Origin of the sequence: Aquimarina aggregata (genome assembly GCF_001632745.1) — a bacterium.
Taxonomy (GTDB): Bacteria; Bacteroidota; Bacteroidia; order Flavobacteriales; family Flavobacteriaceae; genus Aquimarina; species Aquimarina aggregata.
The window spans coordinates 360190-374775 of sequence record NZ_LQRT01000035.1 but is presented as its reverse complement, the minus strand read 5'-3'; the positions used below and the strand labels follow the sequence as shown (position 1 = coordinate 374775).

Here is a 14586-nt window from a genome sequence, read left to right as displayed (position 1 = left end):
CGTTTTAGTCGATAATAAAACGAAGAAATAACATATTGTTAATGAGAATCTTTTTTAAACGGAATTATCAAAATCACTTGCGATTTAAGGATAAGTCTGTTAAAAGGTGAATAATACCTGATTATTAGTTGTCTAAAATGCTTTTAAGGTATATCTTTGCACGACTTTTGAAAAAGGCAGTTTTTGAAAAATTTACAGAGTTATTAGTACTGTACTATAACAATAGAGAATAAATGCTTTATGTGTTTTCAAAAGAGGAATACCAAAAAATTGATGAAAACGTGCAAGATTTGAGCGTAACCCAAATTAATACTGCAAAAGTTTCTGTTATTCAGGATTTTAAAGAAATCACTAAGATGCGTTTGGCCCTTAGTGTAGTTTTTTCTTCTGTCGCCGGATATTTATTAGGTGTTGAAGTAATCTCTTGGAGTACACTTTTGTTACTTACTGTAGGTGGATATTGTATGGTTGGAGCGTCAAATGCTTTTAACCAAATAATCGAAAGGGATTTAGATAAGTTGATGGATCGAACTAAAGATAGGCCGATCCCATCAGGAAGAATGTCGGTTAATACAGCTTTTATAATAGCTACTATTTTTACAATTATTGGTATTACGGTACTGTATACCATAAACCCTAAAACGGCTATGTTTGGGGCAATTTCGATATTTATTTATGTTAGTTTGTATACACCTTTAAAAACAAAAACTCCTTTGTCTGTTTTTGTAGGGGCAATTCCCGGAGCAATTCCATTTATGCTGGGTTGGGTAGCAGCAACCAATGATTTTGGGATAGAACCAGGAACTCTTTTTATGGTGCAATTTTTTTGGCAATTCCCCCATTTTTGGGCAATAGGATGGTTTTTGTATGATGACTATAAAAAAGGAGGCTTTTTTATGCTTCCAACAGGTAAAAAAGATAAAGGAACAGCAGTACAAGTATTAATTTACACTATTTGGACGGTTGTAACGTCTTTAATTCCTGTTTTTGGAGTTACAGGAGATCTTTATCTTACTCCGGTTTCAGGGGTGATATTATTGATTCTGGGGGCAGTTCTGTTGCGATCGGCAATTCGATTGTATAAAATAAGAGATGCTAAAACCGCTAAACAATTAATGTTGATGAGTGTCCTGTATATTACATTGTTACAGGTTATTTATGTTGCAGATAAATTTATTAGAGTATGGATTTAACACGAGGGACAACACAAGAAAAAGTTGATAGAGCTAAAAAAACCATGATGTGGTTTGCTATGATAAGTATGGCAATGGTTTTTGCGGGACTTACTAGTGCATATGTTGTAAGTAAATCTAGAAAGGATTGGCAAACAGATTTAGTTTTTCCTGAAGCATTTATATATAGTATTCTCGTAATTATCGCTAGTAGTGTAACATTTTATATGGTGAAGAAGGCTATTGAGCAAAATAAGCGAGGTTTAGCAACCGTATTGTTGTTGTCAACATTAGGACTTGGTATTCTCTTTGTGATTTTGCAATTCGAAGGCTTTAGTGATATTATTAATCAAGGCTATCATTTCACAGGGCCAACATCAAATATTGTTTCTACTTTTATGTTTATCATAGTGGTAACACACCTTGCACATATCTTTGGAGGACTCATTGTGCTTTTAGTTGTAATTTATAATCATTTTAAACAAAAATATAAAACAGGACAAACACTAGGATTAGAACTAGGTGCTATGTATTGGCATTTTGTTGATTTTCTGTGGGTTTATCTCTTTTTGTTTTTGTATTTCATCAGATAAGAAATTATAATAGTAGGTATACTAAAAAAAGGATTACTTATTTGAATCACATTTGACTTAATTAAAAAATAAAATTGAGCAGGTGAAATAATAAAATTGATTATTTTTGTGGAAAATTTAACAATACCAAATTCTTTATATGGACACAGCTGTTGCTAAAACGGGTACAGAAGATAAAACTTGGGGTGGTGGTAATGAGCCGCTAAAAGCAAGTTACGGTAAGATGATGATGTGGTTTTTTATCGTTTCTGATGCGCTTACATTTTCAGGGTTTCTTGCCGCATATGGTTTTTCAAGATTTAAATTTATTGATTCATGGCCAATTGCCGATCAAGTATTTAATCACTTTCCATTTTTACATGGGGTAGATGCTCCTATGTATTATGTAGCTTTAATGACATTTATATTAATATTTTCTTCGGTAACAATGGTACTGGCTGTTGATGCTGGTCATCATATGAAACAGAAGAAAGTTATTTTTTACATGTTCTTAACTATTATTGGTGGAGCTATTTTTGTAGGATCACAAGCTTGGGAGTGGAAAAACTTTATTAAAGGTGAGTATGGGGCTATAGAAACTAAAGGAGGTCAAATTTTACAATTTGTAGATACAGACGGACATAGAGTGGCTCTTGCTGATATTGCGATTTTTGATGCGCATAAAAATAGAGTGCAACACGAAAACAAAAATGGTATCTGGTACGAAAACGAAGCTACATTACCAACATATACAATTGATGAAATAAGAAAAGGTTTTGCTAAGCGAAATGATGTAGTTATAAGAACTCAAGTACTTACCGAAAAAGGAGAAAAAACGATACTGAGTAGAGAAGAGTCATTAAAAAGACTGCAAAACGATGCTATTGGTATTGTAGAAGGTGCAAATCTAGTACATAACGAATATGGTACACCATTGTTTGCTAACTTCTTCTTCTTTATAACAGGTTTTCACGGTTTTCACGTATTATCTGGTGTGATTATTAATATTATCATCTTTATTAACGTAATTCTGGGAACATATGAGAAAAGAAAGAACTACGAGATGGTTGAGAAGGTTGGTTTATACTGGCACTTTGTAGATTTAGTATGGGTATTTGTATTTACATTTTTCTACCTGGTTTAATAAATAAAAGATAAGCATAACATGGCACACGATATAGCACATCACGAATCCAACACAGGAAAAATATGGAAAGTGTTTATTCTTCTTTCTGTAGTGACGATAGTAGAAGTAATATTAGGGATAATAAAACCAACTTTTTTAATTGAGACTACTTTTATAAGTATGAAATTATTAAACTGGATTTTTATCATCTTAACAATATATAAAGCATATTATATTACATGGTCTTTCATGCATATGGAAGGAGAGACTAAGGGGCTAAGAAGAGCTGTAGTATGGACTGCAATTTTCTTAATCTGTTACCTTATTTTCATTCTTCTTACAGAAGGAGATTATGTATTTGAGGTATTTAAAGCGGGTCATAAAAGCTGGGATTTTTAATTCTCATTTTTATACGTTAAAAGCATTGTAAAAAGACGGTTTTTAAACCGTCTTTTTTTATTTTTGCACAATTGGTTTTTACGCATTTTTTATAGCCATATAAAAGTGAATTTTCTAAATACTAAATAGAAATAAAGCTACTTGTAAATGAAAAAATTTCTTGTACTCGGTATATTGTTTGTTCTGCCTTTAGTAGCATACTTATTCTTTGCTTCGGGAGTACACAACTTTGCCAAACTTCCCGTCATAAATAGTTCAATAGGAAATCTCAAAGATTTCGAATCACCAAATAAAAAAGAAATTACCTTTAAAGATAAGATCACAGTTCTGGGTTTTTTAGGTAAGGATATTTATAATAAACAGGGTAATGCTTTTAATCTTAATCAAAAGATTTACAAAAAGAATCACGGATTTCAGGACTTTCAGTTTGTTATGGTACTTCCTTTCGGAAGCGAAGCTGCGGCAACGAAGCTATTAAACGAGTTGGATGATATCGCCGATGTATCTGGGTGGAATTTTGTTTATGGCACCCCAGAGAGCATAAAGAAATTGTTTGATAGCCTTAAGACTCCTCATAAATTAGATGCTAATCTAGCAACACAATATGTGTACATAATTGATAAAAATGCCAGTTTAAGAGGTAGAGACGGAACATTAGAAGAGGATGAGCCCAAAAAAGTATTCGGATACGATGCAAGTTCTGTTGCCGATTTGGCAAATGTAATGACAGATGATATTAAAGTAGTTCTTGCAGAATATCGTTTGGCTCTTAAAAAGTATAAAGCGGATCGCAAAGAAAAATAAAACAATGAATTTCCTTTTTTAAAAAGGATTAAGTTGTATAAACCCTGTCTTGAATTGTTTAGTGTTATGAAAAAATATTCTTATGTTGGTATATCATTTATCGTATTAATTTTTGGAATTATATTTATTCCTAAAATTGTAAATCGAGTTAAAGGGTCATCGATTGTGAAAAATGATAGAATGAGCGCTAGTAACCCTGTTGCCAATGAAAAGCTAGCTTATATAAAATTAAATGATACACCTAAAAAAGTACCCGAGTTTGCTTTTTTAAATCAAGATAGCCTTCTTATTACTAATCATGATTATTTAGGTAAAGTGTATGTTGCTGAGTTTTTCTTCACGAGTTGCCCTACAATATGTCCCAAAATGAGTAGAAACCTAGTGTACTTACAAAACCAATTATTAGATAGTAAAGACTTTGGAGTTGCTTCATTTACAATCAATCCAAAATTTGATACTCCTGGAAGATTGAAAAAATACGCCGAGAATTATAAAGTAACCAATCCAGATTGGCATTTTTTGACAGGGGATAGAGAGCAGATTTATGACCTTGCTAATGCTGGGTTTAATATTTATGCAGCAGAGAATGCAGATGTGCCTGGAGGATTTGAGCATAATGGTTATTTTGCTTTAATTGATCAACAAGGGTATGTTAGATCTAGGTACGATGCTTCTGGGAATCCTATAATTTATTATAGAGGAACTATTGCTGTTGATGAGAAAATAGATGATGATGGAGAAGAAGAACAAATAACTATTTTATTAGAGGATATTAAAAAATTATTAAAAAAGAATGAGTAACACATCAGAAGTTGAGCAAAAATATAATAAGTGGATAATAGTGTTGTCTATTGCTATTCCTTTAGCTGTAGCTATATTATTTGGTGTTAATTTAAGAAAATTAGGTTTTGATGTAGAACCATTAAGGTTTTTACCGCCAATTTATGCTTCTATAAATGGTTTAACGGCTGTTATTCTTATTGCCGCACTATGGGCAGTAAAAAACAAAAAGATAGCATTGCATGAAAGGTTAATGAAAATAGCGATCTCATGTTCGGTACTTTTCTTAGTTATGTATGTTGCATATCACATGACTAGTGATTCTACAGTCTTCGGAGGAGAAGGAGCTATTCGATATATCTATTACTTTATTCTTATTACACATATTATATTATCTATAGTAGTTATTCCCTTTGTGTTAATTACATATGTTAGAGCATTAGCAAAGCGGTTTGATAGGCATAAGAAAATAGCAAGGATAACTTTTCCAATCTGGTTATATGTCGCAATCACTGGTGTTGTTGTATACTTGATGATTTCTCCGTATTATGTTTAACGAAGTATAAGGTTAATTTAATTAAGACTAGTATGAAAATCAAAGCGATATATGTATTCATCTTTTTGTTACTTCTTGCTATTCCAGCAGAAGCACAATGTGCTATGTGTAGAGCAGTCTTAGAGAGTGAAGAAGGTCAGGAAACCGCAAAAGGAATTAATAATGGAATAGTATATCTAATGATAGTTCCTTATATTTTAATAGGGGTAGTTGGGTATCTTATTTATAAAAATAAGAAGAAGTCAATACCTCTTAACGATTAATGTTTCTAGACTAATTGAATTTTTAACATTTTCATAACAATAAAGATTGTAACAAAAATGTGATACTGTTAGTCTTATGTAACAAGACGATGCTAACCAATCACAATATCCTAGTAGGGAAAACTAGAAAATCAATCAAAAATAGTATAATTGAATAGTTAGTGGGTCTCAATTTTATTGAGGTATAGCTTTTATGCCTCGAACATCTTAATCAAATGTTATGATTGAAATTAAAGACTTGCACAAATCGTATCAAATGGGAAGCAATTCGCTTCACGTTCTCAAAGGAATAGATTTTAGTGTTAAAGAAGGAGAATTAGTGGCTATTATGGGGTCATCAGGTTCTGGAAAATCTACATTACTAAATATTTTAGGAATGCTAGATGAAGCAGATACAGGAAGCTATTTCTTAGATAATGTTCCTATTAAAGGATTAAATGAAACCAAAGCGGCTCAATATCGTAATAAGTTCTTAGGGTTTGTTTTTCAATCTTTTAATTTGATCAACTATAAAACCGCTTTAGAAAATGTAGCACTACCTCTTTACTACCAGAGAAAAAAACGTAAAGAAAGAACAGAAAAAGCAATAGAATATTTAGGTAAAGTTGGTTTGGCAGAATGGGCGACACATTTGCCAAGTGAGCTTTCAGGTGGTCAAAAACAACGAGTTGCTATAGCAAGAGCATTAGCTGCAGATCCTAAAGTTTTATTAGCAGATGAACCTACAGGAGCATTGGATAGTAAAACCTCTTATGAAGTTATGGATATTATTCAAGGTATCAATGACGAAGGAAAAACAATATTAGTGGTAACTCATGAGCCTGATATTGCAGATATGTGTAAACGTATTGTACACCTAAAAGATGGTGTTATTGTAGAAGATAAAAAAGTAGAACAAGTTAGAGCTTCGCAATATGTTTGATAGAGATAGGTGGCAAGAAATATTTGAAGCTATTGGTAAAAATAAGTTGCGAACTTTTCTTTCAGGATTTACTGTAGCATTGGGAATTTTAATTTTTACGGTTCTTCTTGGATTGGGAAACGGATTGCTTAATAGCTTCTTAAGTAGCTTCGTTGATGATGCCCAAAATATAATTTTTATTAGAGCTGGTAGAACTTCAAAAGCATATAAAGGCTTTCAGGAAAATAGAAAAATTCAATTCGAAAATGAAGATTTTGAATTTATTAATACGAACTATAAAGGAAAAGTAGAATATTCTACCCCAAGAATTTATCGTAATGGACAAGCAAAATACAAGAAAGAATCTGGTAGTTATACAATAATAGCTGTAAATCCCGAACATCAGTATCTAGAAAAAACTATCATGATGAAGGGTAGATATATCAATGAAAATGATATTATTGATAAGACCAAAAATATTGCAATAGGTAGGCTAGTAGAGAAAGATCTTTTTAAAAATGAAGATGCTCTAGGTAAATCTTTAGATATAGATGGAATAGCTTATAAAATTGTCGGTGTTTTTCAAGATAGTGGAGGAGATAATGAAGAGAGAATTATTTGTATGCCCTATAAAACAGTACAATTGCTTTTTGGAAACAATGAAAAATTGGACCAAATTAACTTAACATATAATATGGCTATGAATACAGAACAGGCCATAGCGTTTTCTAAGCAAATTGAAGAGGATTTTAAGAAAAAATTCGATGTAGCTCCAGATGATCAAAGTGCAATCAGAGTAAGAAGTTTTGCCGAAGGTATTAAGGAAACCATGGTGATTTTAGGAGGAATTTATCTCGTTATTTTTGTTGTGGGTATTGGTACACTTATTTCAGGTATTATTGGTATAGGTAATATTATGACATTTAGTATTAAAGAAAGAACTAAAGAACTAGGGATTCGAAAAGCTTTGGGTGCTTCACCTAGATCTATCATAGCAATGGTGCTTCAAGAATCTGTTTTAATTACTTCGGTTGCTGGTTATATAGGTTTAATATTAGGAATGCTATCATTGCGATTAATCGGTAATAATCTAGAAGAATTTTTTATACTCAACCCCAAAGTAGAAACAGGAGTTATTGTTGTGGCTACAATTACATTAATATTTTCAGGATTAATAGCAGGATATATTCCGGCAAGAAGAGCGGCAAAAATAAAACCCATAATTGCACTTAGAGACGAATAACTAAAAACATGATCAGATGAAATTTATATTCGAAAGAGATACATGGCAAGAAATATACGGAGCTATTCGCAAGAATAAAGTAAGAACTATCATTACGGTTATTGGTGTGACATGGGGAGTTTTTTTATTTGTGATTCTTCTTGGGTTGGCAAAAGGACTGGATAATAGTTTTAGAAGTCAATTTAATGATTTTGCAACCAATACAATGTTTCTTTGGGGACAGCAAACAAGTATTCCTAACGAAGGTTTTAAAAGAGGAAGAAGAATGCAGCTTACTTTGGATGATGTTGATGCTTTAAAATCTCAAGTTACAGATATAGAATATATAGCACCTCGTAATGTAACAGGAAGATGGGGAACTCCTCCAGGGCAATTTGTACGAGGTTCTAAATCAGGAGCATTCCAAGTTTTTGGCGATTACCCGACTATAGATAAAGTGTCGAAGAAAAAAATGTTTGATGGAGGTAGGTTTATTAATGAAGAAGATATTAAATACGAGCGTAAAGTATGTGTTATTGGAGAAGATATATACAAGCAATTTTATGACAAAGATGAAAGCGCTATCGGAGATTTTGTGAAAATTAACGGAATCTATTTCAAAGTTATAGGAGTGTATAAACCAACACAACAAGGTTTTGAAGGAGATGATTCTATTTTTCTTCCATTCACGACATTTCAAACCATCTTTAATCAAGGAAAAAATATCTCTTGGATGGTAATTACTGCAAAATCTGATAAGAATATTGTAAATACAGAGGTCACTATAAAAAGTGCTCTTAAACGCATACATAATGTGCACCCAGACGATAATCAGGCCTTTGGTAGTTTTAATTTAGGAGAAGAAGTGGCTAAAGTAAGTGGTTTTTTATCAGGGATGAGATTAATCACATATATCGTTGGTATTGCTACCCTTATTGCAGGTGTTATAGCTATCGGTAATGTATTATTAATAACCGTTAAAGAACGTACTCGAGAAATAGGCGTTCGAAGAGCCTTGGGAGCTACGCCAGCAGAAGTTAGAGGGCAAATAATGCTAGAATCAATCTTATTAACGTTTATAGCAGGGCTTATCGGTTTCGTATTTGGCACACTAGTACTATGGGCAATTAATACTGCGGTAGGAACCAATGAAGATATCCCAATATTAAATCCTACGGTAGATTTCTTTGCTGTAGTAGGGGCATTGTTATCTATAGTTTTATTAGGAACATTAATAGGGCTTATTCCGGCTCAAAAAGCAGTAAGTATAAAACCAATCGAAGCGTTAAGAGAAGAATAAAGTAATAACCAGAATAATCATCAATCAAAATGAAAAAGATTTTTAAAATTTTATTAGTTGTAGTTTTTATAGCCTTACTCGGTTTTTCGGGCAAGTACCTTATAGACTCTAACAGTAAATCACCCATAATTTTTACCACAGAAAAGGCATTTAAAACATCTATTGAAGAGAAAACTGTTGCTACTGGAAAAGTTATACCAGAAGATGAAGTAGAGATAAAACCACAGGTTTCGGGAATAATCGAGAAGATTTATGTTAAAGAAGGAGATGCAATAAAAACAGGAGATTTAATAGCAAAGGTAAAAGTAGTTCCAAACGAGCAAGCTTTAAATAGTGCGCGAGGACGTGTTCAAAATGCACAAATTAGTTTAGCTAATGCCCAGCAGGATTTTAATAGAAATAAAGCGCTGTTCGATAAAGGGGTAATATCTACGCAGGATTTTCAGAATGTAAAATTACGTTATGATCAGGCAGAACAAGAAGTTAAGAATGCAAGAAATGATTTGCAAATCATTAGACAAGGATCAACAGGTGGTGCACAAGCAATTACAAATGTTAGAGCCTCTGTTGCTGGTACAATATTAGAAATTCCGGTAGAAAAAGGTGATCAGGTTATCCAAAGTAATAATTTTAATGATGGTACTACTGTTGCAACCATAGCCGATCTTACTAAAATGATTTTTGAAGGAAAAGTGGATGAAGCAGAGGTTAGTAAGCTTAAAATTAATATGCCGTTAAAAGTTAGTCTAGGAGCAATCAGAGATAAAGAATTTGATGCAAAATTAAAGTTTATAGCGCCAAAGGGTAATGAAGAGCAAGGAGCTGTTCAGTTTAAAATAGAAGGAGAAGTGTTTCTGGACGATTCTTATTTTGTAAGAGCAGGGTATAGTGCTAATGCTTCAATCGTATTGGACACTAAAAATGATATTCTTGCGATAAAAGAAGCGCTATTGCAGTTCGATAAAGATACAGAAGATCCATATGTAGAAGTTAAAATTGGTGATCAAGAGTTTAAGAGAAAAGATATAGAAATTGGCTTATCTGATGGGATTAATGTTGAAATACTGTCTGGATTAACAGAAGAAGATGAAATTAAAGTTTGGAATAAGACAGAGCCAATTAAAAAAGAACCTGAAACAGCACAAGACTAGTAACACATAATCATTTAGACTGTTTTATGCTAAATGATAGTGTGTTATATATGTCGTTTTGTAGCATCTTTTAAAAGAAAAAAACTTTTTTTTAAAAATATCTGTAACATCATCAAGTAATAATATACTTATAGACATTATGAGAATAAAAATTTTAACTTTATTAATTGGGCTTATCGGAGTTTTGGGGACTCAGGCACAAGAAAAGCAATGGACATTACGTGAATGTCTAGAGTACGCTATAGAAAATAATATTACCATTAAACAATCTGCACTTAATTTACAAGCTGCAGAGTTAGATAAAAGTGATGCATTTGGTAATTTCTTACCTACTGTTAATGCTTCAGGTTCAAATTTTTGGAGCTCTGGTTTAGCTCTTGACCCAATTACAAACCAAAATAGAACATTAACATTTAGAAGTTCTTCATATAGAGTAGATGTTGGTTTAAATTTATTTGATGGGCTTAGAAATGTAAGACGTTTCCAAAGAGCAAAACTTAATAGTTTATTAGCACAATATAATTTAGGAAAATCAAAGGATGACATAGCCTTGTTTATTGCAAATGGGTACTTACAAATACTACTTAATAGAGAATCTTTAAAAGTAGTAGAAAAGCAACATGATATTACTCTAGAGCAGTTAAAAAGAACTAAGGAGCTTGTCGATGCAGGTGTTTTACCACAAGGAGATTTGTTAGAGATAGAAGCGACTTCTGCCGATGAATTAACAAGAATTGTTCAAGCAGAAAATTCTGTGCAAATCTCATTAATAAGTTTAGCGCAAGCATTGTTAATTAAAGATTATGAAAACTTTGATATTGCAGAACAAGAATATTTAGTACCTGGAGCAGAGATGTTAGGCAAACCAATTAATGAGGTAATTGCAAAGGCAAGAGAATCTAGATATGAGGTTCAGATAGCAGAACAAAATAAATTAATTGCCGAAAAAGATTTACAAATTGCACGTGGGGCATATTATCCTACTTTAAATGCGGGGTTTAATTACAATACTAGAGAATCTGGCGCAAGACCAATTGATAGAATTCTTGATCCGGATAATCCTTTTGATATTGTTCCTATTGGTACTGTTCAGAGTACAGGAGAAACAGTATTAGGTCAGGATCCTAATATTATTTCGGTAGAGTCGTCAAGACGTCCGTTTTTTAAACAGTTGTATGATAACGACGGGATCTCTTATGGTCTATCTCTTAGTATTCCTGTATTCAATGGGTTTTCAGTTAGAAATAGTGTCAAGAGAAGTAAGATCAATGTAAAGAGGACAGAATTTCAACTTGAACAAGCAGAGTTAGATCTTGATAGTAACATATATCAAGCCTATCTTGATGCTAAAGGTGCTGCCGAAGCTTATGAAGCATCTCTTGTATCTGTTAAAGCTCAAGAAAGAGCGTATGAGTATGCAAAGGATCGTTATGATGTAGGATTAACTAATGCATTTGATTTCAGTCAGTCAAAATTTAGATTGGAGAACGCACAGAGTCAGGAAGTAAGAAATAAATTTGATTATATTTTTAAATTAAAAGTATTAGAACTTTACTTCGGAGTTAAAATTGCAGATATTAAACTATAGTAAGGCCTAAACTTCCATTTTCTGACTGTTATGGCTTTCTCTAGTAAAAAGATTGTATTTTCACATACAGCAGAACTTAAAGTACGTTATGAATAGAAAAACATTACTCATTGTATTAAGTGTAGTTATACTCTCTATAGTACTACTTATTTATGGAAAAAAAGCCGGTTGGTTTGGTAAGAGTGGTAATTTTAAGGAGGTATCAACTACAGTTATAGAAAAAATAGATATCGTCGAAACTGTTTCTGCTACTGGTAAAATTCAACCAGAAGTAGAGGTTAAACTTTCATCAGAAGTATCTGGGGAAATTATTGAATTACCAATAAAAGAAGGTCAACAGGTACAAAAAGGTGATCTTTTAGTACGAATTAATCCTGATATCATTCAATCCGGTTTAAATAGATCACAAGCCGCTTTAGAAAATGTAAAAGCTGGTTTGCAACAAGCAGAAGCAAGCCTTAAAGAAGCTAAACTAAGTTATGATCGTAATAAAGGATTATTTGAGAGAGGTGTGATTTCAAAGGCAGATTGGGATAGGGCTGTATCAGCATATGAAGTTGCCGAAGCTGCTAAGCAATCCGCTTTTTATAGTGTTAAAAGTGCACGAGCTACAGTAAATGAAGCTAAGGATAACCTGGATAGAACAACTATTTATGCTCCAATGAATGGTACAATTTCTAAACTATCTGTTGAGCTAGGTGAGCGCGTTGTAGGTACGCAGCAAATGGCGGGTACAGAGATTGTAAGAGTTGCTAATCTTAGTAATATGGAGGTAGAGGTTGATGTAAATGAAAATGATATAGTTAAGATTTCTATAGGAGATTCTACTTTAGTAGAAGTAGATGCCTATTTAAAAAAAGAGTTTAAAGGCTTGGTGACAGAAATTGCAAATTCTGCAGAAAATACAATCAGTGCTGATCAAGTCACCAATTTTAAAGTCAAAGTGCGTATTCTTGAAGAATCTTATAGCGATTTGACTAAAGATAAACCAGAAAGTTATTCACCATTTCGTCCAGGAATGACAGCAACAGTTGATGTAATTACCAATAAAAGAGAAAAGGTAATAGGTGTGCCTATAAGTGCTATTGTTATAAAAAATGATACTTCTAGTGTTCGCAAAACTGCCAATAAGGAAAAAACGACAAATAATTCTGACAAGAAATTTGAGTGTGTGTTTATTAAAGATGGTGAAGATGCGAAACTAAAGGTAATTGAGACAGGAATACAAGACGACGGTAATATTGAAATTACTAATGGATTAGATGTAGGAGATGAGGTTATTACTGGGCCTTATAATGTAGTTACAAAAACACTTAAAAATGGAGATAAGGTTACTCTAGAGAGTAAAGAGAAGTCTGATAAATAGTTTCTGGATTATAGAAGAAACCCCTAAATTTGCATAAATTTTTTATGAATGGCCTATATCCTTTGTGTAGAAACCTCAACTACAAACTGTTCTGTTGCACTAACTTATAATGACGAGGTAATTGCCTTAGCAGAAGATTACGATGCAAAATATTCACATGCAGAACGATTACATAACTTTATGGCCGAAATCATTAAGGATAAAGCACTATCTTTTAAAGATATCTCGGCTATAGCGATTAGCAAAGGTCCAGGATCATATACTGGTTTAAGAATTGGTGTTTCTGCAGCAAAAGGATTATGTTATGCACTGGATATTCCGTTAATTTCTATACCAACATTACAATCTCTTGCTATGCAGGTTAAAAGTGATGAAGAAGAGAGCTACATTGTTTCTATGATCGATGCAAGAAGAATGGAAGTATATGCTGCTGTTTTTTCAAATACCTATGAACAATTAAGAGAAACAAGAGCCGAAATCCTAACGGAAGATTCTTTTAAAGAATATTTAGACAAAAACAGTGTTTATTTTATTGGAAATGGAGTAGAAAAATTTTCTGAAATTTGTAAGCATGAGAATGCAATATTTATTCAGAACAAATTACCTTCTGCTCAAGAGATGGCACAGATAGCATATGAAAAATTCTTAAAGAAAGATAGTGAAGATGTTAGTTATTTTGAACCCTATTATTTAAAAGATTTTGTGGCTGGTTAGCCGTATTATTCTTTAAAATACTATAATGTTTTACTAGTTTGATTAAATCTTCTTCTTTTTTAAGACGAAGTTTTTCTTTCTTTATAAATTCTTTTAACTCATCAGATTTATCTTGAAAAGTTATAAGTATTTCTTTTTTATTTGTTGGTAATGATACTATGATACCATCTTGTTCTAAGAAAAATATCGTTTCAAGTTTGATTTTTCCTGATGTCATAGAACTTCCTGTCATTGGATCCTTTTCTTTAGGCTCAGTTATCTTTAGATCATGTTTTTTGTAGACACTATACGTATCTGTTTTATCTATGGGAGTATAATATCCGTGTCGTAATTGACCTTTATGAGTTTTGAAATTACAATAACGATATTCTTCACTATCAATGTAGGCATAAATAGAAGAGTTTTTAATGACTTCATACGACTTTGGGCCTTCTTTGTATTCAAGAACATCACTGTAGACATTATGTCTTAGGTTTACGTAATATGTACCCGATTTTTCATCAATAATTCTAGCTTCTGAATATTTTTCATTGCTATAAATAGAGCCGTTATATTTTAATAATTCTGCTACTTTACCAGTTGGTTCTGCCATTTCTCTAGAAAATTGAGAAAATACTACAGGAGATACTATGAAAAATAATATTTTGACAACTGTTTTCATGACTACTTATT

Annotated in this window: 16 protein-coding genes; 15 read left to right on the top strand and 1 reads right to left on the bottom strand. The window is 32.4% G+C overall.

The features are described from left to right. Positions 1–290 precede the first annotated feature (290 nt). The 15 genes from cyoE to tsaB all read left to right on the top strand — a co-directional run bounded on the left by cyoE (position 291) and on the right by tsaB (position 13914). Positions 291–1193 (top strand): heme o synthase, encoded by a 903-nt coding sequence (gene cyoE, locus AWE51_RS19995; RefSeq protein WP_066317813.1) that lies wholly within the window; start codon positions 291–293, stop codon positions 1191–1193. Beyond that, the gene (locus AWE51_RS19990; protein ID WP_066317300.1) at positions 1184–1765 is read left to right on the top strand and encodes a cytochrome c oxidase subunit 3; all 582 of its coding nucleotides are present in this window, start codon (positions 1184–1186) and stop codon (positions 1763–1765) included. Before cyoE ends, AWE51_RS19990 begins: the two co-directional genes overlap by 10 nt. A gap of 139 nt (positions 1766–1904) precedes the next feature. Continuing rightward, on the top strand, positions 1905–2888 hold the full coding sequence (locus tag AWE51_RS19985) for a cytochrome c oxidase subunit 3 (protein ID WP_066317296.1): 984 nt from the start codon (positions 1905–1907) through the stop codon (positions 2886–2888). Positions 2889–2909: 21 nt separating this feature from the next. Further along, positions 2910–3269: a cytochrome C oxidase subunit IV family protein gene (locus tag AWE51_RS19980; protein ID WP_066317294.1), complete on the top strand. Its 360-nt coding sequence runs from the start codon at positions 2910–2912 to the stop codon at positions 3267–3269. A gap of 147 nt (positions 3270–3416) precedes the next feature. After that, positions 3417–4073 (top strand): hypothetical protein, encoded by a 657-nt coding sequence (locus AWE51_RS19975; protein ID WP_066317292.1) that lies wholly within the window; start codon positions 3417–3419, stop codon positions 4071–4073. A gap of 66 nt (positions 4074–4139) precedes the next feature. Continuing rightward, a complete protein-coding gene (locus AWE51_RS19970) occupies positions 4140–4874 on the top strand; it encodes an SCO family protein (protein WP_066317290.1) in 735 nt (244 codons plus the stop codon). Beyond that, positions 4867–5409: a DUF420 domain-containing protein gene (locus AWE51_RS19965; RefSeq protein ID WP_066317286.1), complete on the top strand. Its 543-nt coding sequence runs from the start codon at positions 4867–4869 to the stop codon at positions 5407–5409. Before AWE51_RS19970 ends, AWE51_RS19965 begins: the two co-directional genes overlap by 8 nt. Positions 5410–5441: 32 nt before the next feature. Continuing rightward, positions 5442–5672 (top strand): hypothetical protein, encoded by a 231-nt coding sequence (locus tag AWE51_RS19960; protein ID WP_066317284.1) that lies wholly within the window; start codon positions 5442–5444, stop codon positions 5670–5672. Positions 5673–5892: 220 nt separating this feature from the next. Then, positions 5893–6594: an ABC transporter ATP-binding protein gene (locus tag AWE51_RS19955; protein WP_066317282.1), complete on the top strand. Its 702-nt coding sequence runs from the start codon at positions 5893–5895 to the stop codon at positions 6592–6594. Next, entirely contained in the window at positions 6587–7816 is a 1230-nt protein-coding gene (locus tag AWE51_RS19950) for an ABC transporter permease (RefSeq protein WP_066317280.1), read from the top strand. The genes AWE51_RS19955 and AWE51_RS19950 overlap by 8 nt, the downstream gene beginning before the upstream one ends. 16 nt (positions 7817–7832) lie before the next feature. Continuing rightward, a complete protein-coding gene (locus AWE51_RS19945; protein WP_066317278.1) occupies positions 7833–9095 on the top strand; it encodes an ABC transporter permease in 1263 nt (420 codons plus the stop codon). A gap of 29 nt (positions 9096–9124) precedes the next feature. Further along, complete coding sequence (locus tag AWE51_RS19940; protein WP_066317276.1) at positions 9125–10246, top strand: efflux RND transporter periplasmic adaptor subunit; 1122 nt, start codon at positions 9125–9127, stop codon at positions 10244–10246. 139 nt (positions 10247–10385) lie between these two features. Then, entirely contained in the window at positions 10386–11834 is a 1449-nt protein-coding gene (locus AWE51_RS19935; protein ID WP_066317274.1) for a TolC family protein, read from the top strand. A gap of 88 nt (positions 11835–11922) precedes the next feature. Further along, positions 11923–13200, top strand: coding sequence for an efflux RND transporter periplasmic adaptor subunit (locus tag AWE51_RS19930; protein WP_066317268.1), 1278 nt, complete (start codon positions 11923–11925; stop codon positions 13198–13200). Between the two features lie 48 nt (positions 13201–13248). Continuing rightward, a complete protein-coding gene (tsaB, locus tag AWE51_RS19925; RefSeq protein ID WP_066317265.1) occupies positions 13249–13914 on the top strand; it encodes a tRNA (adenosine(37)-N6)-threonylcarbamoyltransferase complex dimerization subunit type 1 TsaB in 666 nt (221 codons plus the stop codon). On the opposite strand, the gene AWE51_RS19920 is transcribed toward tsaB, so the two are convergent. Beyond that, positions 13868–14575, bottom strand: coding sequence for a hypothetical protein (locus AWE51_RS19920; protein ID WP_066317263.1), 708 nt, complete (start codon positions 14573–14575; stop codon positions 13868–13870). The two genes, tsaB and AWE51_RS19920, sit on opposite strands and share 47 nt — an antisense overlap. Positions 14576–14586 lie beyond the last annotated feature (11 nt).